Source organism: Parafrigoribacterium humi, from assembly GCF_040227205.1.
Lineage (GTDB): Bacteria > Actinomycetota > Actinomycetes > Actinomycetales > Microbacteriaceae > Parafrigoribacterium_A > Parafrigoribacterium_A humi.
The window spans coordinates 96,215-115,182 of sequence record NZ_JBELOA010000001.1 but is presented as its reverse complement, the minus strand read 5'-3'; the positions used below and the strand labels follow the sequence as shown (position 1 = coordinate 115,182).

Below are 18,968 nucleotides of genomic sequence, written 5' to 3'. Positions count from 1 at the left end.
TGGGCGAGCCCCTGGCGCGGGCGTGTATTCCGCGCCCGCTTCTTCGCTCCGTTGCTCAGGCGGCGAGGAGCTGCCTGAGCACGTACTGCAGGATGCCGCCGTGCGTGTAGTACGCGGCCTCCGCCGGGGTGTCGATGCGCACCTTCGCCTCGAAGCTGCGCGTTCCGGCATCCGACTCCACCGTCACGGTCACCGAGTCGGGAGTGCGGTCCCTGCCCTCGAGGCCGGTGATGGAGAAGGTCTCCTCACCGGTGAGACCGAGGCTCTCCGCGCTCTCGCCGTCGAGGAACTGCAGCGGCAGCACACCCATTCCGATCAGGTTCGACCGGTGGATGCGCTCGAACGAGCTCGCGAGCACGGCCTTCACGCCGAGCAACAGCGTGCCCTTCGCCGCCCAGTCCCGGGAGGAGCCCGAGCCGTATTCCTTGCCGGCGATGACGATGAGCGGAACGCCGTCCGCGATGTACTTCTGCGAGGCGTCGAAGATGCTCATCTGCTCGCCGTCGGGAAGGTGCCTCGTCACACCGCCCTCCACGCCGGGCACGAGGGCGTTGCGCAGGCGGATGTTCGCGAAGGTGCCGCGGATCATCACCTCGTGGTTGCCGCGCCTCGACCCGTAGGAGTTGAAGTCGCCGGGCTGCACGCCCTGGTCAGTGAGCCAGTGTCCCGCGGGCGAGTCGCGCTTGATGTTGCCTGCGGGGGAGATGTGGTCGGTCGTGACGGAGTCGCCCAGCAGTGCGAGCACGCGCGCCTGCCGGATGTCGCGCAGTGCCTCCGGCTCCCGCGGCATCCCCTCGAAGTACGGAGGCTGTCGCACGTAGGTGGACTCGTTGTTCCAGGCGAACATGTCCGCCGTCGGGATCTCGAGGCTCCTCCAGTTGTCGTCGCCGTCGAACACGTTCGCGTAGCCGGTGGAGAACATCTCGGATTGCACGACCTCGCCCACGACATCCTCGACCTCCTGGGCGCTCGGCCAGATGTCGCGCAGATACACGTCCTGTCCGTCAGAGCCCGTGCCGATCGGGTCGGTCATGAGGTCGGTGTTCATCGTGCCCGCGAGCGCGTAGGCGATCACGAGCGGGGGAGAGGCGAGGAAGTTCATCTGCGTCTCGGGGTGGATGCGCCCCTCGAAGTTTCGGTTGCCCGAGAGCACCGCGCTCACGTTGAGGTGGTTGTCGTTGACCGCCGCCGCGACCTGCGGGATGAGCGGACCGGAGTTGCCGATACAGGTCGTGCAGCCGTAGCCCACGAGATCGAAGCCGAGCTGGTTGAGGAACGGGGTGAGCCCGGCCTTGTCGTAGTAGTCCGTGACCACGCGCGAGCCGGGCGCGAGAGAGGTCTTCACCCATGGCTTGGAACTCAGTCCGAGCTCGACGGCCTTCTTGGCCATGAGCCCCGCCCCGATCATCACGGAGGGGTTCGAGGTGTTGGTGCACGAGGTGATCGCCGCGATCACGACGTGACCGTTGTCGACCTCGGCCGCCTCACCGTTCGGCAGGGTCACCGAGACGGGGGCGGAGAGCCACGGCACCTCTTCCTGCTTGACCGTGCGGTCGATGGGCTCCGCGCTCGAACCCACCTTGCCGAAGGCGATCGGGTCGCTCGCCGGGAACGACTCAGCGGATGCCTCGTCCAGTCCTTCGAGCTCTGCTGGGGCCTTCGAGCCCTCGGTGAGAATCGCACCGACGACCTTGCGGGCCTTGCGCAGCGGGATCCGATCCTGCGGGCGCTTGGGTCCCGCGATCGACGGCTCGACCGTGGAGAGGTCGAAGTCGATGGTCTGGGAGTAGTCGGCCTCGTGATCCGGGTCGTGCCAGATGCCCTGCTCCTTCGCGTAGGCCTCGACGAGGCGCACCTGCTTCTCCGGGCGGCCGGTGAGGCGCAGGTAGTCGAGCGTGACCTGGTCGATCGGGAAGATCGCGCAGGTCGAGCCATACTCCGGGCTCATGTTGCCGAGGGTGGCACGGTTGGCGAGCGGGATGTTGGCGACGCCCGGCCCGTAGAACTCGACGAACTTGCCCACGACGCCGGTCTGGCGAAGCACCTGCGCAACCGTGAGCACGAGGTCGGTCGCCGTCGCGCCCTCCGGGAGTTCTCCGCGGAGCTTGAAGCCGAGCACGGGCGGCACGAGCATGCTCATGGGCTGGCCGAGCATGGCCGCCTCCGCCTCGATGCCGCCGACGCCCCAGCCGAGTACCCCGAGTCCGTTGACCATCGGGGTGTGTGAGTCGGTGCCGACGAGGGTGTCGCAGTAGGCCTGGGTCTTTCCGTCTCGCTCCCGAGTGAACACGACACGCGAGAGGTACTCGAGGTTCACCTGGTGGCAGATGCCGGTGTCCGGTGGTACGACGAGAAAGTCGTCGAACGCCTGCTGGGCCCAGCGCAGCAGCTGATAGCGCTCCTGGTTGCGCTGGAACTCGAGGTTCGCGTTGATCTCGAACGCCCCCGCGCTGCCGAAGGCATCCGCGATCACCGAGTGGTCGATGACGAGCTCGGAGGGGATGAGCGGGTTGATCTTCTGCGGATCGCCCTGGAAGGCCGCCATGGCGTCGCGCATCGCGACGAGGTCGACCACGCAGGGGACGCCGGTGAAGTCCTGCAGCAGGACGCGGGCCGGCGTGTACTGGATCTCGGCGCCGTGGTCTGCCGCCGGGTCCCAGTCCGCTATGGCGCGCACCTGGTCGGCGGTGACGAGCGTTCCGTCCTCGTTGCGGAGGAGGTTCTCGAGCAGCACCTTGAGGCTGTATGGCAATCGCTCCGAGCCTGCCACGGCATCCAGTCGATGGATCTCATAGTCCGTGCCGTCCACCGTGAGAGTGCTGCGCGCACCAAAAGAATTCATCATGAGAGACCTCCATTGGCCTGCCAGGGGCGTGTATAACGGCGTCCGCCGATCAATCCCATGCTCCGCCAGTACTGACGGACTGTCAACGGACGCGAAGGTATCGGCGGGGGGAATAGGCTGGAGTTCACAACGGTCTGTCGAAAGTGAGGCCCGTCATGGCGGACATAACCCGTCCAATCCGAAGTCCTAAACCCAGGAGCAGAAAGACCTCCGACTCCGGAGGGAATTCATCCAGGCGTGCCGCAGGGGCCAGCACCGCGGCGCAGGACGATTCGCCCGAGGTGCTGCGCGGATACTACGAGCAGATGTCGCTCGTGCGCGAGTTCGAACTGCGAGCCAGCGAGATGTACGCGAGGGCGAAGATCGGCGGATACTGTCATCTGAATCTCGGCGAGGAGGCGACGGTCGTAGGCCTCATGGCCGCGCTGCAGCCCCGCGACTACCTGTACACGACGTATCGGGACCATGGCTACGCGCTCCTGCGCGGTATGAAGCCCGGTCCGGTCATGGCGGAGCTCTTCGGTCGCTCCGATGGCGTCGTCGGCGGACGTGGTGGCTCGATGCACATGTTCGACTCAGAACTTCGGATGATGGGCGGCTACGGCATCGTCGGCGGCCAGATTCCGCCGGCGACCGGTGCCGCCTTCGCGATCCAGTACCGCAGCGAGGCTGGCCCGGATTCCGAGGCGGTCATGTGCATCCTCGGTGACGGCACGACGAACATCGGCGCGTTCCACGAGTCGCTGAACCTGGCCGGCATCTGGAACCTGCCGATCGTCTACGTGATCGTGAACAACAAGCTCGGCATGGGCACCACTGTCGAGGCGGCATCTGCAGAGCCAGACCTCTACAAGCGCGGCAGCGCCTACCGCATCCCCGGCGAGCGGGTGAACGGCGACGATCCGATCGCGGTGCGCGACGGTGCACTGCGTGCGCTCAAGCGAGCGCGCGAGGAGCGCCAGCCCATGCTGCTCGAGGCGACGAGCTTCAGGCTGCGTGGTCACTCCGTCGTCGACCCGGCGAGGTATCGCTCGAAGGAAGATACGGCAGAGGCCCAGAGCAACGATCCGATTCCGGCGTTCCGCCAGAAACTCGTCGCGAGCAAGGTCTTCACAGAAGAAGAGGCGGAGCAGATCCATGTCGCCGCCGACAAGACCGTGACGGATGCCGTGGCCTTCGCTGACGCGAGCCCGACTCCCGCGGTGGACACCCTCTTCGATTACGTCTACGCGACTCCGGTGGCCAACGCCGCGAGCGCCCTTCCAGGAGAACCAGTGATGCAGTCATGAGCGGCGCCGAAGCGGAACCCCGCATCATCACCTATCGGCAGGCACTCAACGAGACGCTGCGCGCCGAGCTGACCCGCGACGAGAACGTCTATCTTGTCGGAGAAGAGATCGGCATCTTCGAGGGGTCATACAAGATCACGGCGGGCCTCCTCGAGGAGTTCGGGCCGAGGCGCGTGGTCGACACCCCGATCGCGGAGGAGGGCTTCGTCGGCACGGCCATCGGCTCCGCGATGCTCGGGCTGCGGCCGGTCGTCGAGATCATGACGATCAACTTCAGCCTCATCGCAATCGACCAGATCGTGAACCACGGGGCCAAGATGCACGCCATGTTCGGCGGGCAGGTCAAGGTGCCCCTGGTCATCCGGATGCCCGGTGGCGGCGGCCAGCAGCTCGCGGCCACCCACTCCCAGAACCTCGAGGTCTGGTACGCGCACATCCCCGGACTCAAGGTGGTCGCCCCGTCGACGCCGGCGGACGCCAAGGCGCTGCTCGCCGCGGCCATCCGCGACGACGACCCGGTGATCTTCCTGGAGAACCTCGGCCTGTACAACCTGAAGGGCGAGGTTCCGGAGGGCGACGTGGTCGCCGAGATCGGCAAGGCCGCCGTGGTCAAGCCGGGCACGGACGTCACGGTGATCAGCTACTCCCGCGGTGTCGTCACCGCGCTCGAGGTGGCGAAGCAGCTCGAGGAGGAGGGAATCTCCGCCGAGGTCATCGACCTGCGCAGCCTCCGCCCGCTCGACCGCGAGACCGTCGTCGCCTCGGTGAAGAAGACCAGCCGAGCGGTCATCTTCGAGGACGACCTGCTGAGCTACGGCATCGGCGCGGAGATCTCCGCGACGATCGGCGAGGGAGCATTCGACTTCCTCGACGCCCCGGTACGCCGGGTCGCTGCGGCAGAGGTTCCCCTGCCGTACTCGAAGCCGTTGGAGCTCGCAGCGATGCCGGATGCGGCGGCGCTGACCAAGGTCATCCACGACGTGCTCGACGCATCACAATTCACAAGCCAGGGAGTACAGCATGTCTGAGGTGATCATGCCCCGCCTCTCCGACACCATGGAGGAGGGCGAGCTCGCCAAGTGGTTGAAGAACATCGGGGATCCGGTGAAGAAGGGCGAAAGCCTCGCCGAGATCGAGACCGACAAGGCCACGATGGACCTCGAAGCCTTCGAAGACGGCGTGCTCGAGCAGCAGCTCGTCGCGGAGGGCACGATTGTTCCCATCGGCCAGCCCGTTGCCGTGATCGGCGATGGAAGCGGAGCGAGCGCCTCGGCGCCCGCAGCGCCGGCAGCTGGAGCTTCGGCACCTGCGCACGCCACGGAAGCCCCAGCTCCCACTCCTGAGGCCCCAGCTGCTGAGCCGGCCGCGTCCGCAGCTCTTCCCGTCGCGGAGACTCCCGCGCCGGTGCAGCACGTCGTCGCGCCGGACGACAAGCTGCGCGCGTCACCGCTGGCGCGCAAGATCGCGCGCGACAACGGCATCGACCTCGCTGACATCGCCGGAAGTGGCCCGCAGGGCCGTGTCGTGCGCGCGGATGTCGATGCCGCGATCGCAGGCGGTACGCCCAAGTCAACCGCTGCACCCGCGGCACCTGCTGCAGCACCCCTGGCGGTCGGTGCCGAGGACGAAGAGGTCGCGGTCAGCAAGATCCGCCTCGTCGCCGCGCGCAGGCTCACCGGGAGCCAGGCTGTGCCGCACTTCTTCCTCACGAGCGTCGTCGACGTCGAGCGGCTCCTGTCCTTCCGCAAGGAGGTCAACGCCGGGCTCGAGTCCCAGGGCGTCAAGGTCAGCGTCAACGACCTGCTCGTGCGGGCCGCCGCGCTCGCCCTGCGGCTGCATCCGGACGCCAACTCCTCCTGGGCGGGCGACAAGCTCCTGCGGCACGGGCACGTCAATGTCGGTATCGCGGTCGCGACACCGACCGGCCTGCTCGTTCCCGTCGTGGCTGACGCGGATCGCAAGTCGCTCAGCGAGATCGCCGTGGAGACCGTGTCGCTCGCGGGTAAGGCGCGCGATGGCAAGCTCAAGCTGAACGAGATGAGTGGCGGAACCTTCAGCATCTCCAATCTCGGGATGTTCGGGATCGACCAGTTCACGGCGGTCATCAACCCGCCGGAGGCCGCGATCCTCGCCGTCGGAGCAGCGAGTCCCGTGCCCGTGTTGCGCGACGGAGCGCTCATGGAGGTGCCGAAGCTCAAGATCACGCTCACCGTCGATCACCGGGTCATGGATGGCGCGGTTGCTGCCGCGTTCCTACGCGAACTGGTGGATATTCTGGAGCAACCGCTGCGCATCGTGATCTGAGCGCCGCGAGCAGACAGGAACGACACCGGGAGAAGGTCATGGGCGAACGCATCCGCGAAGCACTGAAGCGGATGCCGTCCAGTTCCTTCGCGTTCGTGATGGCGACAGGCATCGTGTCGACCGCGTTCGCCTCGGTGGGCTGGACGCTCCCGTCGATCGTGCTGCTCGTTGTGGCGATCGTGGCACTGGTCGTACTGGCGGTCGCCACGGTGCTGCGCTTTGCCGGGCACCGCTCGCACTTTCTCGAGGATGCCCGCGACCCGCGCTTCGCCTTCGGCTACTTCACGGTCGTCGCCGGGGTCAACGTGGTCGGTATCGGCCTGTACTCGCCGCAGCATCCGGTCGCAACGATCGTGCTCGCGATCATCAGCGTGCCGATCTGGCTTCTGTGCAGCTACGGGGTGCCGTCGAATCTCATGCTGCGCCCCAAGGCGGGACCCGTCGCCGCGGACATCGACGGGAGCTGGTTTCTCTGGGTGGTCGGGACCCAGTCGCTCTCGATCGCCGCGGCAGCGATCGGGCTCGGAACGGGCGATCACATACTCGCCGCGATAGCGGTCGCGCTGTGGGGCATCGGGGTGATGCTCTACATCATGCTCGCCACGCTCGTGACGCTGCGGCTGCTCACCGTGGCGAGCAGGCCGGGCAACTTCACGCCGTCGTACTGGATCTACATGGGGGCGACCGCCATCACAGTACTGGCGGGCTCGCGCATCCTCGCCCTGCCCTCCGAGCTGCCGATCATGACGGTCACCTCCCCCGTGGTCTCCGGCCTCACCTACGTGCTCTGGGCCTTCGGTGTGTGGTGGATTCCCCTCCTGGTGATCTTCGGGGTGTGGCGGCACCTGGTGCACAGGGAGGCCGTGCGCTACGAGACGGGCCTGTGGAGCATCGTCTTCCCGCTCGGGATGTATTCGGTCGCGAGCATGCACTTCGGCCGCATCGCGAGTCTCCCGCTGCTCGTGTCGATCGGCGAGACCGGCACCTGGGTCGCCGGCATCGTCTGGCTGGTGGTGACTGCGGCGATGCTGCGGGCGGGTGTCCGTTGGCTCGCCAGGGGCCGCCCACTCAGCCGACGTTCTCTCAGCTGAATGGCGGTGGAGCGATAGCGACCAGCAGGATCGCGACCCAGTGGCACAGGAAGGCCAGCAGGGTCAGGCTGTGGAAGATCTCGTGGAAGCCGAAGCTTCCGGGGAACGGATTCGGCCGCTTGAGGCCGTAGATGACCGCACCGACCGTGTAGCAGAGCCCGCCCGCCAGGATCAGGATGATCATGGGCGCGTTCGCCGCGAAGAAGTCTCCGATGAAGATGAGCGCTGCGTATCCCAAAAGCAGGTAAAGGGGTACATAAAGCCAGCGCGGCGCGCCGATCCAGAAGATGCGGAACGCGATCCCGAGGCCGGCGCCGATCCACACCAGCCAGAGCAGAAGCACCGACTTGTCGTGGGGGAGGGCGAGCACCGTGATCGGGGTGTACGAGCCGGCGATCAGCAGGAAGATGTTGGCGTGATCCATCCGCTTGAGCAGCTTCTTGGTCTTCGCGCTCCAGTTCAGGCGGTGGTACAGGGCCGAGACGCCGAACAACAGAAGCGATGACAGCACGAACACGGCGGAACTCACCTTTGCCGCCACGCCATCCGCGAGCGTGATGAGCACGATCCCGAGCGCAATGGCGACGGGGAAGGTTCCCGCGTGGATCCAGCCTCGCCAGCTCGGCTTCACGACGGTGACATCGGCCGGTCCGTGTTCGAGCACGTCATCCACGAGCGGGAGGCGAGGTACTCCGTCGGTTGTGCCCCGCGGGCGTCGTGTCATTCTGTCAGCCTACGGCAGCGACTCCCGCCCGAAGCTGGGAGTGCGGGGCGAGGAGTGCACTAGCGTTGTCGTGTGCAGAAACGGGAAGTTCCTCTCGGGCGAGGTGTGCTCTACGGTCTGTACCAGCGCCGCATCCGCCGCTGGCTGTCCACCCAGGAGATGCCCAAGCACGTCGCGATGATCCTCGACGGAAATCGTCGCTGGGCGAAGCAGAACGCCCTGGCGACAAGCGCATACGGGCACCGTGCGGGGGCGGCCAAGTTCCGCGAGTTCCTGGTCTGGTGCGACGACCTCGGCATCGCGGTGACGACGCTGTATCTGCTCTCGACCGACAACCTCACCGGCCGACAGTCCGAAGAACTCGACCAGCTCTACGAGATCATCGCCGATCTCGCCGAAGACCTCTCGCACTTTCGCGACTGGCGGGTGCAGCACGTCGGCTCGACGGAGGGCCTGCCTGAGCCACTCATCGCTGCGCTGCAGGCCGCGGAATCGCGTACCCGCGAGAACGTGGGACTCCACATCAACCTCGCCGTCGGCTACGGGGGGCGCCGGGAGATCGCGGATGCCATGCGCAGCATCGTGCACAGCCATGCAAGCAACGGGGGCACGCTTGACGCGCTCGCCGAGATCCTCACTCCGGAGCTCATCGGTGAGCATCTCTACACCGGCGGACAGCCCGATCCCGACCTCGTCATCCGCACCTCGGGAGAGCAGCGCCTGAGCGATTTCATGCTGTGGCAGAGCGCGCACAGTGAGTTCTACTTCGTTGAGGCGCTCGGCCCCGACCTGCGCGAGGTCGACTTCCTGCGGGCGCTGCGCGACTACGCGACCCGCCAGCGGCGATTCGGCCAGTGACGGCCGTTCGGTTTCCGCGCGCAGATCGCTGAAGCCGACGCCCCCGAAAGCTGCGACAATGGGGGGCGTCATGAAAAGTATCGAGGATTTCACAGCCGGTTTCGACGAAGAGCCGGGCTACCTCAACTTCGCCGCGATCGGCCCGCTGGGGCGCGCGGTCGTCGAAGAGGAACAGGCGCAGGCCGAACTGCTTCACCGCGCGAGGTTCGGCAGTCTCGACAGCCTCGAACGACAGGACGAGCGCGTGCGCGCCGCGATCGCCTCGGTGACCGGATTCAGGCCGGACCAGGTCTCGTTCCAGCCCAACACGAGCACGGGCCTCATGCACGCCATGTTCGGCATCACCGGCTCCGTGCTGCTGTCGATGGCCGAGTTCCCGAGCCTGACCTTCGCGGCGGATCGCGCGGCATCCTCGCTCGGTGTGCTGAAGCCGGTGTGGCTCGAGACCGACTATGGCCAGGTGACCCCGGCCGCCGTGAAGGAACAGCTGGACTCGAGCATCACCGCCGTGGCCGTGAGCCTCGTCGACTTCCGCACCGGCTATCTCGCAGACATCGAGGGCATTCGCCAGGTGATCGGCGATCGCCTGCTCATCGTGGACGCCATCCAGGGTTTCGGTGTCGTCGATGCGCCATTCCAGGTGGCGGATGTCGTGGTCTCCGGCGGCCAGAAGTGGACGCGCGCCGGGTGGAGCACCGGCTTCCTCGCACTGAGCGATCGAGCGGCCGACGCCCTCACCCCGGTCATGACAGGCTGGATGGCCGAGGACGACCTTCCCCTCGACGAACTGCGTCCCGTTCGCAAGGGGGCGTCCGCGTTCCGCGTGAGCAACCCCAGCCCGATCGCGCAGGCGAGGTTCTCCGCTGCTCTCGAGGACATCGCATCCGTCGGTGTCGCGCAGATCGGCCAGGCCGTTCTCGAACGGGCCGGCCGCATGATCACGATCGCCGACGAGTACGGGGTGCCGGTGGTCTCCTCCCGCGCCGACAACGAGCGCGCGGGGATCGTCGTGCTCGAGCCGCCGGCGGACCAGCTCACGGTGCTCACGGCGTCGCTGTACAATCGCGGCGTCACAGCGACGACCAGGCAGGGCAGGGTGCGACTGAGCGCCCACGCGACGACGACCGACGAGACTCTGGACATGCTCCGCGCGAGCCTTCTCAGCTACTCGAGTGCTGTCGGCGCCTGATGTTCATCTAGCGAAACCCGCGCTCTGGCGTGTCGCGCCCGGGCTGGCTGCGGCGGAGACATAGCGTCGGCTGTACCAGGCATCGTGTCTGGTCCGGGCGGCCACGTAAGTTCGTCTCGGCGGGGTTAGCGGCCGTTCGTGCGATTGCAACCGGGCGCCCAGCGCCCGCGGAGGAGTGCACATGGCCCCCCAGCAGATCACCCGGCAGAACACCAGCACCGCCCAGTCGAAGGCCCGGTCGCAGCGACCCAGGCAGGCAGAGCGTACTTATGTGCTCGACACGTCAGTCCTGTTATCGGATCCGAAGGCGATGTTCCGCTTCGACGAACACGCTGTCGTCTTGCCGGTCATCGTGATCACCGAACTGGAGAGCAAACGCAACGACCCGGAGATCGGGTACTTCGCGCGCCAGGCACTGCGCAACCTCGACGAGCTGCGCGTGCAGCACGAGCGGCTCGACTTCCCCATCGCGGTGGGTGAGGGCGGCTCGCTGCGGGTGGAACTCAATCACTCGAACCTCTCGGTGCTGCCCTCCGGTCTCCAGCTCGGAGACAACGATTCCCGCATCCTCGCGGTCGCTCTCAACCTCTTCAACGAGGGGCTGGATGTCGTGGTCGTCTCCAAGGATCTCCCGCTGCGCGTGAAGGCCGCCTCGATCGGCCTCGCCGCGGATGAGTACCGCGCGGAGCTCGCCGTGGACTCGGGCTGGACCGGGATGGCGGAGATCGACCTCGGCTCAGACCAGATGGCTGAGCTCTACGACAGGGGGCACCTGGCCTCGCGGCTCGTGGGTGACCTGCCCGTGAACACGGGGCTCGTCATCCACTCGGATCGCGGCTCTGCGCTGGGGCGGGTCACCGACCGAGGTCACTTCGACCTCGTGCGCGGGGATCGCGAACTGTTCGGCCTGCACGGGCGCTCCGCGGAGCAACGACTCGCCATCGACCTGCTGCTCGATCCGGAGATCGGAATCGTCTCCCTGGGCGGAAGTGCGGGCACGGGAAAGTCCGCGCTCGCACTGTGCGCGGGGCTCGAGGCCGTGCTGGAGAAGCAGCAGCATCGCAAGATCATGGTCTTCCGCCCGCTCTACGCGGTGGGCGGCCAGGAACTCGGATTCCTGCCGGGGGATTCCGCGGAGAAGATGAACCCCTGGGCACAGGCCGTGTTCGACACCCTCGGCTCCGTCGTCTCGCAGAACGTGCTCGACGAGGTCATGGAACGCGGCCTGCTGGAGGTGCTGCCGCTCACGCACATCCGGGGCCGTTCGCTGCACGACGCCTTCGTCATCGTCGACGAGGCGCAGTCGCTCGAGCGCAACGTGCTGCTCACGGTGCTCAGCCGAATCGGACAGAACTCCAGGGTCGTGCTGACCCACGACGTTGCGCAGCGCGACAACCTTCGAGTCGGTCGTCACGACGGTGTTGCGGCGGTCATCGAGAGGCTCAAGGGCCACTCGCTGTTCGGCCACGTCACCCTCACCAGGTCGGAGCGGAGCGCGATCGCCGCTCTCGTCACGGAGATGCTCGAGTCCAACGAAATGGTGTGATTCATACTCGTTTCCGCAACAAAAGCGCGACAGGGGTGCGATGTGGCCGTAGCGGTTCGGGGGACAACGTAGGGTCGAGATGTGGAAATTCTCATAGTCATGCTCGCGTGCGGTCTCGCGGCGCTGACGGTGTGGGGATTCATTTCACCGCGGGGGCAGTGGCGTGTGCTCGCGGCGTGGAGCAGGCGCGAGCCGTACGCGAACGAACCGGGCGCGGCGATGGTCGCCGTCCAGCGCGTTGTTGCGGCCGCGGGGATCGTGGTGCTCGCCGCTTGTGGCTGGGCGATGTACAGCAGCTATCGCGCGAGCCTGCCGGATGACGTGCGTCCTCCCGGGCCGATCGAGCAGATGTGGGGCTCACCCGCGCCTGTCGTGGTCGACAGGGTGTTCACCCCGGTCGGCTCTCCACCGGCCTCGCTCGTGAAGCAGCCCATTCTGGGGTACCAGGCTGTGAATGGGGGATCGCGTGACCCGCAATACCTGTTCTCGCTCGACCACCTCAAGGTGAAGAACGCGGATGAGTCTGTCGGCTACATAGGCCGGGATCCGCAGCCGGGCCTGTCTGCGCTCGACACTGCGGATCTCGTGGTCGAGGTGCGAGGAGATGCCGCGTGCATCCCGCAGCAGGTCGTGGTCGCGGAAGACGATGAGACTGTGCGAATCGCGGTCTACTACGGCCAGCCGAATCCGACGGATGGATCGAATGCCGTCAATCTCGCGCACTGCAACGTCAAGCCGTCCGCGGCCAAATCCACGCCCGTGCTCCTGCCGATCGACCTCGCCACCTATCTCGGTGACCGCAAGGTCGTGACCTTCGACAGTGGCAAGAAGATCCCCGCAGTGCACGTTATCGACTAGTACCGGTCAACCAGCCGCCCTGACGCGCGAGTCCGGCTAGTTCGGGTGGGTCATCGAGAGCACATCGAGCGCGCTGTCGAGCTGCTCGAGGGTGACCTCTCCGCGTTCCACGAACCCGAGATCGATGACCGAGTCCCGCACGGTGATGCTCTTGGCCACCGCGTTCTTGACCACCTTTGCCGCCGCCTCGTAGCCGATCACCCGGTTGAGCGGTGTGACGATCGACGGGGAGGATTCTGCGAGGGCGCGCGCACGCTCGACGTTCGCCTTGAGACCGTCGATGGTCTTGTCGGCCAGGAGCCTCGAGGAGTTCGTGAGCAGCCTGATCGACTCGAGAAGTGCGGTCCCCATCACGGGGATCGCCACGTTCAGTTCGAAGGCGCCGGATGCTCCGGCCCAGGCGATCGTCGCGTCGTTTCCGATCACGCGCGCGCTGACCATGAGCACGGCCTCCGGGATCACCGGATTGACCTTTCCCGGCATGATCGATGACCCGGGCTGAAGGTCGGGCAGGTGCAGCTCCGCAAGACCCGCATTCGGGCCGGAGCCCATCCAGCGCAGATCATTGCAGATCTTGGTGAGGCTCACGGCGATCACGCGCAGCGCCCCGGATGCCTCGACCAGCCCGTCGCGCGCGCCCTGGGCCTCGAAGTGGTTCTCTGCCTCCGTGATGGGCAGCCCGCTGTCGCTCGCGAGCAGCGCGATGACCTTCTGGGGAAAGCCCTTGGGGGTGTTGATCCCGGTTCCCGTCGCCGTGCCGCCGAGAGGCACCTCCGCGACGCGCGGCAGCGCAGACTTCACGCGCTCGACACCGAGCCTGATCTGCCTCGCGTAGCCACTGAACTCCTGGCCGAGGGTGACCGGCGTCGCGTCCATGAGGTGGGTGCGGCCGGCCTTGACCACTGTCTTCCACAGCTCGGCCTTGGCTTCGAGAGAGACGGCGAGGTGCTCGAGAGCGGGGATGAGGTCGTGCAGCAGGGCCCCAGTCGCGGCCAGGTGAACAGAAGTCGGGAACACGTCGTTCGAGGACTGTGACGCGTTGACGTGGTCGTTGGGGTGCACCGGAGTGCCGTTGACCGTGCCCGCGAGGGTGGCGAGCACCTCGTTCATGTTCATGTTCGACGAGGTGCCGCTGCCGGTCTGGTAGGTGTCGATGGGGAACTGGTCGTGGTGCCTGCCCGCGATGAGCTGGTCCGCGGCGCCGACGATGGCATCCACGATCTTGCCGTCGAGGATGCCGAGCTCCCCGTTGACGATCGCCGCGGCCCGCTTGATCCTCGCGAGAGCAACGATCTGTGCGGCTTCGAGCCCGGAGCCCGAGATCGGGAAGTTCTCTACGGCGCGCTGTGTCTGCGCGCCGTAGAGGGCGGCGGCCGGAACGCGCACCTCGCCCATCGTGTCGTGTTCGATGCGGTAGTCGCTCGTGCTGTTCTCGGTCACGTCGTCGTGCTTCCTTGTTCTCGTGGTGCTGTTCTGACTGGAGGTGCGGTGTTGTCTGGAGCCCAGCTGCCCGCGGCCGTACTCGGCGTCAGATGACGCCGACGACGGTCTCGGCCTTGGCGCGGCCTTCGCCGAGGCTGTAGCCAGCACCGACAATAGCCAGCGTACCCGCGGCGACCGCGTCGCTGATGATTTCCGAGCGTTCCAGCAGCTGCTGGATCGTGTTGTCGAGGTGCTGGTGGCCCACCTCACTGGCGTCGAGCTCGCCCTCTGGCTCGTGCGCGGCACGCACGGTCTTCACAGCGGGCACGATCTGCTCGACGAGCGAGTTGATGTGCGGCGGCAGCGCGGCGGCATTCGGTGCCTCTGCGTCCATGGCCGCGCGCACCGCCCCGCAGCCCTCGTGGCGAAGCACGATGAGCAGCGGAACCTGCAGGAGCGCGACCGCGTACTCGACGGAACCGAGCGCGGACTCCGTGACGACGTGCCCGGCGTTGCGCACGACGAAGAGGTCGCCGATTCCCTTGTCGAAGATGATCTCGGCGGTGACGCGCGAGTCGCTGCAGCCGAACAGCACGGCGTGAGGCTCCTGCAGGGTGATCAGTTCTGCTCTGCGCTCCGAGCCCTGACGAGGATGAACCGGCGTCCCCGCGATGAACCTCTCATTGCCGCGCACCATCTCCTTCCACGCCTGTGCGGGGGTGAGGGGGGTGGTGCTGTCTGCTGCGCTCATCTGTCTGTCTACCTGTCTTCTTCTGTCTATTTATCGGGGGTCTGAGCCTTGGAGGTTTGGGCCTTGGGAGTGTGGGCAAGCTCCATCGCCAGCGCGGTGGCGAGGGTGTGGAATTCTGCGACATCCGCCGACCCGTGCAGCACATAGCTGCTGCCGTGCACGGTGGCCGTCAGGGCGTAGGTGTCGGTTTTGCCGGAGTCACGCTGGTCATACACCGTCCAGTCGATGCCGCCGATCGTCTCCGCGCCCGTCGCGCGGGCGCTCTCGAGCTGCGCGGCGACCCAACTGGGGTTCGCCTTGATGCCCTGGATCAGCCCGATGTACTGGGGTGCGGGGGTGATGAATCCGATGTACCACGTGACGATGCCGTCGGAGCCCGTCTTCAGCCGCGCCGCGTTCGCACCCCAGGACTTCGGAAGACTCGGGCTCGCCAGGGGCTCGGAGACCGTGGGCTGGGCGTCCGCGGCAAGCTTCTGGTAGTCGACGTTCGGAGCGGGATCCATGGACGGACGCACGACGACGAGCACGAGGAACAGCACGATGCCGAACGAGGCCGCGAGCGCGAGCACGAGGTTGAGCAGCGTCTGGTTCGACCGGTGCCTGCGCGAGCTCTCAGCCTTGCGTGCGGCCGTCTCCTCCGCGGTCTCCGGGCGACCGAGTTCGGCGACGATGCGCGGGGCCGGCGTGTGCGGTTGCTGGGAAGGAGACTCTGCCATGCGGATCAGTCGGAGGCCCCTGCGGCTGCACGTGCCGCGTCGAGCCGTGCGCGCGCCCCGACCAGCCATTCTTCACAGCGCTGCGCGAGTGCCTCGCCGCGCTCCCAGAGCGCAAGCGACTGCTCGAGTGTCGACGAACCCTGCTCGAGCTCCGCGACCACCCGCACGAGCTCGTCTCGTGCCTGCTCGTAGCTGAGATGTGCGACGTCGCTGTTCGGCGCGCTGTCGGCCGATGCTGTCTTGGAGGTGTCTGCCACGGCCACAATTCTACCCAGCCGTCGCGCGCGCTCCCGACGGGTCGTCGACGGTAGTGGAGACGCGACCGTCTGCGAGGGTGAGGAGGAGGGGAGTGCCTGGCGCGGCATCCTTCTCCGCGCGCAGAACCGAGCCATCCGGCAGTTGGGCGATCGCGTAGCCGCGGTCGAGAGTGCGCTGCGGCGAGAGAGCGCGCAACTGGGCCCGCAATTCGACCACTCTTCTGCTGGATCTCTCGATGACCAGCTCCATCAGCTCGGAGCCCCGGCCCACGTAGCGAGAGAGCTCCTCCGCGCGGGAATCCACGAGCCAGGCAGAACTCGCAAGCACGGGCCGCGAGCGCAGCTGTTCCAGCCTGTCGATCTCGTTCGAGACCAGCGCGGTGATGCGCCGACGAATCGCGGCCTTCGCCTGAAGGGTGCGGTCGAGCTCTTCTGCGACGTCCGGCACGACGCGCTTGGCGGCATCCGTCGGCGTGGATGCGCGAAGGTCGGCAACATCGTCGAGCAGCGGTCGGTCTGCCTCGTGCCCGATCGCACTGACGACGGGCGTGATGCAGGCTGCCGCCGTGCGCACGAGCGTCTCGTCGCTGAACACGAGCAGGTTCTGGAAGTCGCCACCGCCCCTCGCCACGACGATCACGTCGACCTCGGGGTCGGCATCGAGTTTGAGCAATGCTGCCGTGACCTCAGCGGCCGCTCGGTCGCCCTGTACTGCAGCGTGTATCACGCGGAAGGTGACGGCCGGCCAGCGCAACTGGGCGTTCCGCAGCACGTCTTTCTCCGCGTCGGAGTCCTTGCCCGTGACGAGACCGATGCACGCGGGCAGGAACGGCAGGGGCTTCTTGCGGCGCGCGTCGAACAACCCCTCAGAGCGCAGCTTCTGGCGCAGTCTCTCGAGCCGCTCGAGCAGGTCGCCGAGGCCGAGGTGGCGCATCTCGAACACCTGCATCGTGAGCGTTCCGCCCTTGACCCAGTAGTTGGGCTTCACGAGCGCGACGACGCGATCGCCCTGCCTCAGGTCATCCGGGAGTTTGGCCCGAACGGATGACCACACCGTGAACCCGACCGTGGCCTCCGCCTCGAGGTCCTTGAGTTTGCCGTACACATTGCCGCCCGAGACACCCCACTGGGTGATCTCGCCCTCGACCCAGACGCTGCCCAGCCGGTCGATCCATCCCTTGATCTTGGAGGACAACAGCGCGACTGGCCATGGCGCATCGACTGTTGCCGGTGCAGTGACGATCGTCATGACTCTGCCCTTCGTTCGTGGTCGATGTGGTGGTTTCCGCTCTCAGGCTATGGGATGGCGGCGACAGCGCCCGAGAGGAACGAGCCAGCCCCGCGCTCCGCGGTCCTGTTGCGGAGTGGTGCTCCCAGCCGATCTGCACCGCCGCATCCCTAGACTGGGGCCGTGAGCACCATCGCCAACGGCACCCTCGCCGAGTTGCTGCCCCTGCCGCGGATTCCCGCGGTGAGGGGTCGACTGCGTGACGAACCCGTCGCGGGAGACAAGCGTGTGCTGCTGGCCGCGCCTCGAGGGTACTGCGCGGGTGTCGATCGTGCCGTGATCGCCGTGGAGAAGGCGCTCGAGCAGTACGGGTCCCCGGTCTACGTGCGCAAGCAGATCGTGCACAACGTGCACGTCGTCTCGACGCTGGAGAGCCAGGGTGCGATCTTCGTCGATGACGTCGATGAGGTGCCGCGCGGGGCCAACGTCGTGTTCTCCGCCCACGGAGTTGCACCCTCCGTTGTCGAGGCGGCGGCCGAACGCGGCCTGCAGGCGATCGACGCGACCTGCCCGCTCGTGTCGAAGGTGCACAGGGAGGCCGCGAGGTTTGCCAGGGACGACTACCAGATCCTGCTCATCGGCCACGCCGGGCACGAGGAGGTCGCAGGAACCATGGGCTACGCGCCCGAGCGCACCATCCTCGTGAATGGCCCCGCGGATGTCCCCGACATCGAGGTGGGCGACCCCGAGCGGCTCGTCTGGCTCTCACAGACCACACTCAGTGTCGACGAGACGATGGAGACCGTGCGCCTGTTGCGGGAACGCTTTCCGAGACTGCAGGATCCGCCGAGCGATGACATCTGTTACGCGACGCAGAATCGCCAGCTCGCGATCAAGAAGGTCTCGTCTGAGGCCGAACTCGTGATCGTGGTCGGGTCTGCAAACAGCTCGAACAGCATGAGACTCGTCGATGTCGCGCTGCAGAACGGCGCGACCCGCGCGCACAGGATCGACTACGCGAGCGAGATCCAGCAGGACTGGCTCGCCGGGGTCGCAACCGTCGGCGTGACCTCCGGGGCATCTGTTCCGGAGGTGCTCGTGCGCGAGGTGCTCGATGCCCTCGCCGACGCGGGGTATGCGCGGGTGCAGGAAGTGGTCACAGCGCAGGAGGATCTCGTGTTCTCGCTCCCCAAGGAGCTTCGCGGAACGTCGGACGGCGCGCGCCGTGCCGCTGCGCTCGATGGAGAGGAACGATGACAGACCAGAGGCCAAGGCCGCAGTACGGCGAGTATGCGACACCGGAGGAGCAGGCGCGAGCGCTCGGCCTCCCGGCGCAGAAGGCACAGCACCCGTCGCCCGCGCATCAGCCGGACGTTCCCGTGCTGCGCGACGCTGCGAGGGAGACGAAGCGTGCCGCGAGAGCACGATTCAATAGACCGCGCGACATCGTCATCACGGTGACGCTTCTGGCGATCGGGCTGGTCTGGGTGCTCCTGTCGGTCCCCGGCACATCCGACCTCGCCGCGACGCTCGATCGCACCTATGCGCTGCAGGGCTACACGGGGCGCTACGGTCCCGTCGCTCTCGCCTCTGCGATCGGGATGGCGATCAACATCAGCTCGATCGCGCTCTGGGGCATCTCCGCGGCCGTGTCGATCGGGCTCATGCGCACCCACCGCAGGGCGTTCTACATTCCCATCATCGGCGCGGCCATTTCGGGGACCGTCGCGATTGTGTTGACCCTCGTGGCCCTGCTCAGTGATCCCGGGCTCATCGCCTACATGGGCTCGCTGCAGAAATAGTCGCCGTTTCTTCGCCCCGCCCATACGGGGGTGCAGATCGCATCGCGATAGCTGCAACAATTGGCGGGGACTGTGTTCGGACGACCGG

At 66.8% G+C, this 18,968-nt stretch carries 17 protein-coding genes; 10 read left to right on the top strand and 7 right to left on the bottom strand.

The window, feature by feature from the left end; all coding sequences use genetic code 11:
- Window positions 1-55: 55 nt before the first annotated feature.
- A complete protein-coding gene (gene acnA, locus ABUA28_RS00535; RefSeq protein ID WP_349901787.1) occupies window positions 56-2,845 on the bottom strand; it encodes an aconitate hydratase in 2,790 nt (929 codons plus the stop codon).
- 155 nt (window positions 2,846-3,000) lie between these two features.
- Between acnA and pdhA the strand changes: the two genes are divergently transcribed.
- The 4 genes from pdhA to ABUA28_RS00515 are packed head-to-tail and all read left to right on the top strand — an operon-like array spanning window position 3,001 to window position 7,529.
- Window positions 3,001-4,134, top strand: a complete 1,134-nt coding sequence (gene pdhA, locus ABUA28_RS00530; RefSeq protein WP_349901786.1) for a pyruvate dehydrogenase (acetyl-transferring) E1 component subunit alpha — start codon at window positions 3,001-3,003, stop codon at window positions 4,132-4,134.
- Window positions 4,131-5,162, top strand: coding sequence for an alpha-ketoacid dehydrogenase subunit beta (locus tag ABUA28_RS00525; RefSeq protein WP_349901785.1), 1,032 nt, complete (start codon window positions 4,131-4,133; stop codon window positions 5,160-5,162). Before pdhA ends, ABUA28_RS00525 begins: the two co-directional genes overlap by 4 nt.
- Window positions 5,155-6,438: a dihydrolipoamide acetyltransferase family protein gene (locus tag ABUA28_RS00520; RefSeq protein ID WP_349901784.1), complete on the top strand. Its 1,284-nt coding sequence runs from the start codon at window positions 5,155-5,157 to the stop codon at window positions 6,436-6,438. Before ABUA28_RS00525 ends, ABUA28_RS00520 begins: the two co-directional genes overlap by 8 nt.
- Before the next feature lie 38 nt (window positions 6,439-6,476).
- Window positions 6,477-7,529, top strand: coding sequence for a tellurite resistance/C4-dicarboxylate transporter family protein (locus ABUA28_RS00515; protein WP_349901783.1), 1,053 nt, complete (start codon window positions 6,477-6,479; stop codon window positions 7,527-7,529).
- Here the strand turns inward: ABUA28_RS00515 and trhA are convergent.
- On the bottom strand, window positions 7,522-8,253 hold the full coding sequence (gene trhA, locus ABUA28_RS00510; protein WP_349901782.1) for a PAQR family membrane homeostasis protein TrhA: 732 nt from the start codon (window positions 8,251-8,253) through the stop codon (window positions 7,522-7,524). The two genes, ABUA28_RS00515 and trhA, sit on opposite strands and share 8 nt — an antisense overlap.
- Before the next feature lie 72 nt (window positions 8,254-8,325).
- On the opposite strand from trhA, the gene ABUA28_RS00505 reads away from it, so the two are divergent.
- The 4 genes from ABUA28_RS00505 to ABUA28_RS00490 all read left to right on the top strand — a co-directional run bounded on the left by ABUA28_RS00505 (window position 8,326) and on the right by ABUA28_RS00490 (window position 12,704).
- Window positions 8,326-9,111, top strand: a complete 786-nt coding sequence (locus ABUA28_RS00505; RefSeq protein WP_349901781.1) for an isoprenyl transferase — start codon at window positions 8,326-8,328, stop codon at window positions 9,109-9,111.
- A 70-nt stretch (window positions 9,112-9,181) separates the two neighbouring features.
- Window positions 9,182-10,300 (top strand): aminotransferase class V-fold PLP-dependent enzyme, encoded by a 1,119-nt coding sequence (locus ABUA28_RS00500; protein WP_349901780.1) that lies wholly within the window; start codon window positions 9,182-9,184, stop codon window positions 10,298-10,300.
- A gap of 181 nt (window positions 10,301-10,481) precedes the next feature.
- Window positions 10,482-11,846, top strand: coding sequence for a PhoH family protein (locus ABUA28_RS00495; protein WP_349901779.1), 1,365 nt, complete (start codon window positions 10,482-10,484; stop codon window positions 11,844-11,846).
- A gap of 81 nt (window positions 11,847-11,927) precedes the next feature.
- Window positions 11,928-12,704 carry a hypothetical protein gene (locus ABUA28_RS00490; protein WP_349901778.1) on the top strand — a complete coding sequence of 259 codons (777 nt, stop codon included), beginning with the start codon at window positions 11,928-11,930 and terminating at the stop codon, window positions 12,702-12,704.
- Between the two features lie 36 nt (window positions 12,705-12,740).
- On the opposite strand, the gene ABUA28_RS00485 is transcribed toward ABUA28_RS00490, so the two are convergent.
- From ABUA28_RS00485 to xseA, 5 genes are all read right to left on the bottom strand, one after another.
- Complete coding sequence (locus tag ABUA28_RS00485) at window positions 12,741-14,144, bottom strand: class II fumarate hydratase (protein ID WP_349901777.1); 1,404 nt, start codon at window positions 14,142-14,144, stop codon at window positions 12,741-12,743.
- Window positions 14,145-14,232: 88 nt separating this feature from the next.
- Window positions 14,233-14,877, bottom strand: a complete 645-nt coding sequence (locus tag ABUA28_RS00480; protein ID WP_349901776.1) for a carbonic anhydrase — start codon at window positions 14,875-14,877, stop codon at window positions 14,233-14,235.
- Between the two features lie 26 nt (window positions 14,878-14,903).
- The gene (locus ABUA28_RS00475) at window positions 14,904-15,593 is read right to left on the bottom strand and encodes a DUF4245 domain-containing protein (RefSeq protein ID WP_349901775.1); all 690 of its coding nucleotides are present in this window, start codon (window positions 15,591-15,593) and stop codon (window positions 14,904-14,906) included.
- 5 nt (window positions 15,594-15,598) lie between these two features.
- Window positions 15,599-15,850, bottom strand: coding sequence for an exodeoxyribonuclease VII small subunit (locus ABUA28_RS00470; RefSeq protein WP_349901774.1), 252 nt, complete (start codon window positions 15,848-15,850; stop codon window positions 15,599-15,601).
- A gap of 10 nt (window positions 15,851-15,860) precedes the next feature.
- Window positions 15,861-17,099 carry an exodeoxyribonuclease VII large subunit gene (gene xseA, locus ABUA28_RS00465; protein WP_349901773.1) on the bottom strand — a complete coding sequence of 413 codons (1,239 nt, stop codon included), beginning with the start codon at window positions 17,097-17,099 and terminating at the stop codon, window positions 15,861-15,863.
- Between the two features lie 171 nt (window positions 17,100-17,270).
- Here xseA and ABUA28_RS00460 point away from each other — a divergent pair, with 171 nt between their 5' ends.
- Entirely contained in the window at window positions 17,271-18,335 is a 1,065-nt protein-coding gene (locus ABUA28_RS00460) for a 4-hydroxy-3-methylbut-2-enyl diphosphate reductase (protein WP_349902680.1), read from the top strand.
- Window positions 18,332-18,880 carry a DUF6264 family protein gene (locus tag ABUA28_RS00455; RefSeq protein WP_349901772.1) on the top strand — a complete coding sequence of 183 codons (549 nt, stop codon included), beginning with the start codon at window positions 18,332-18,334 and terminating at the stop codon, window positions 18,878-18,880. The genes ABUA28_RS00460 and ABUA28_RS00455 overlap by 4 nt, the downstream gene beginning before the upstream one ends.
- The last annotated feature ends 88 nt before the right edge of the window (window positions 18,881-18,968 follow it).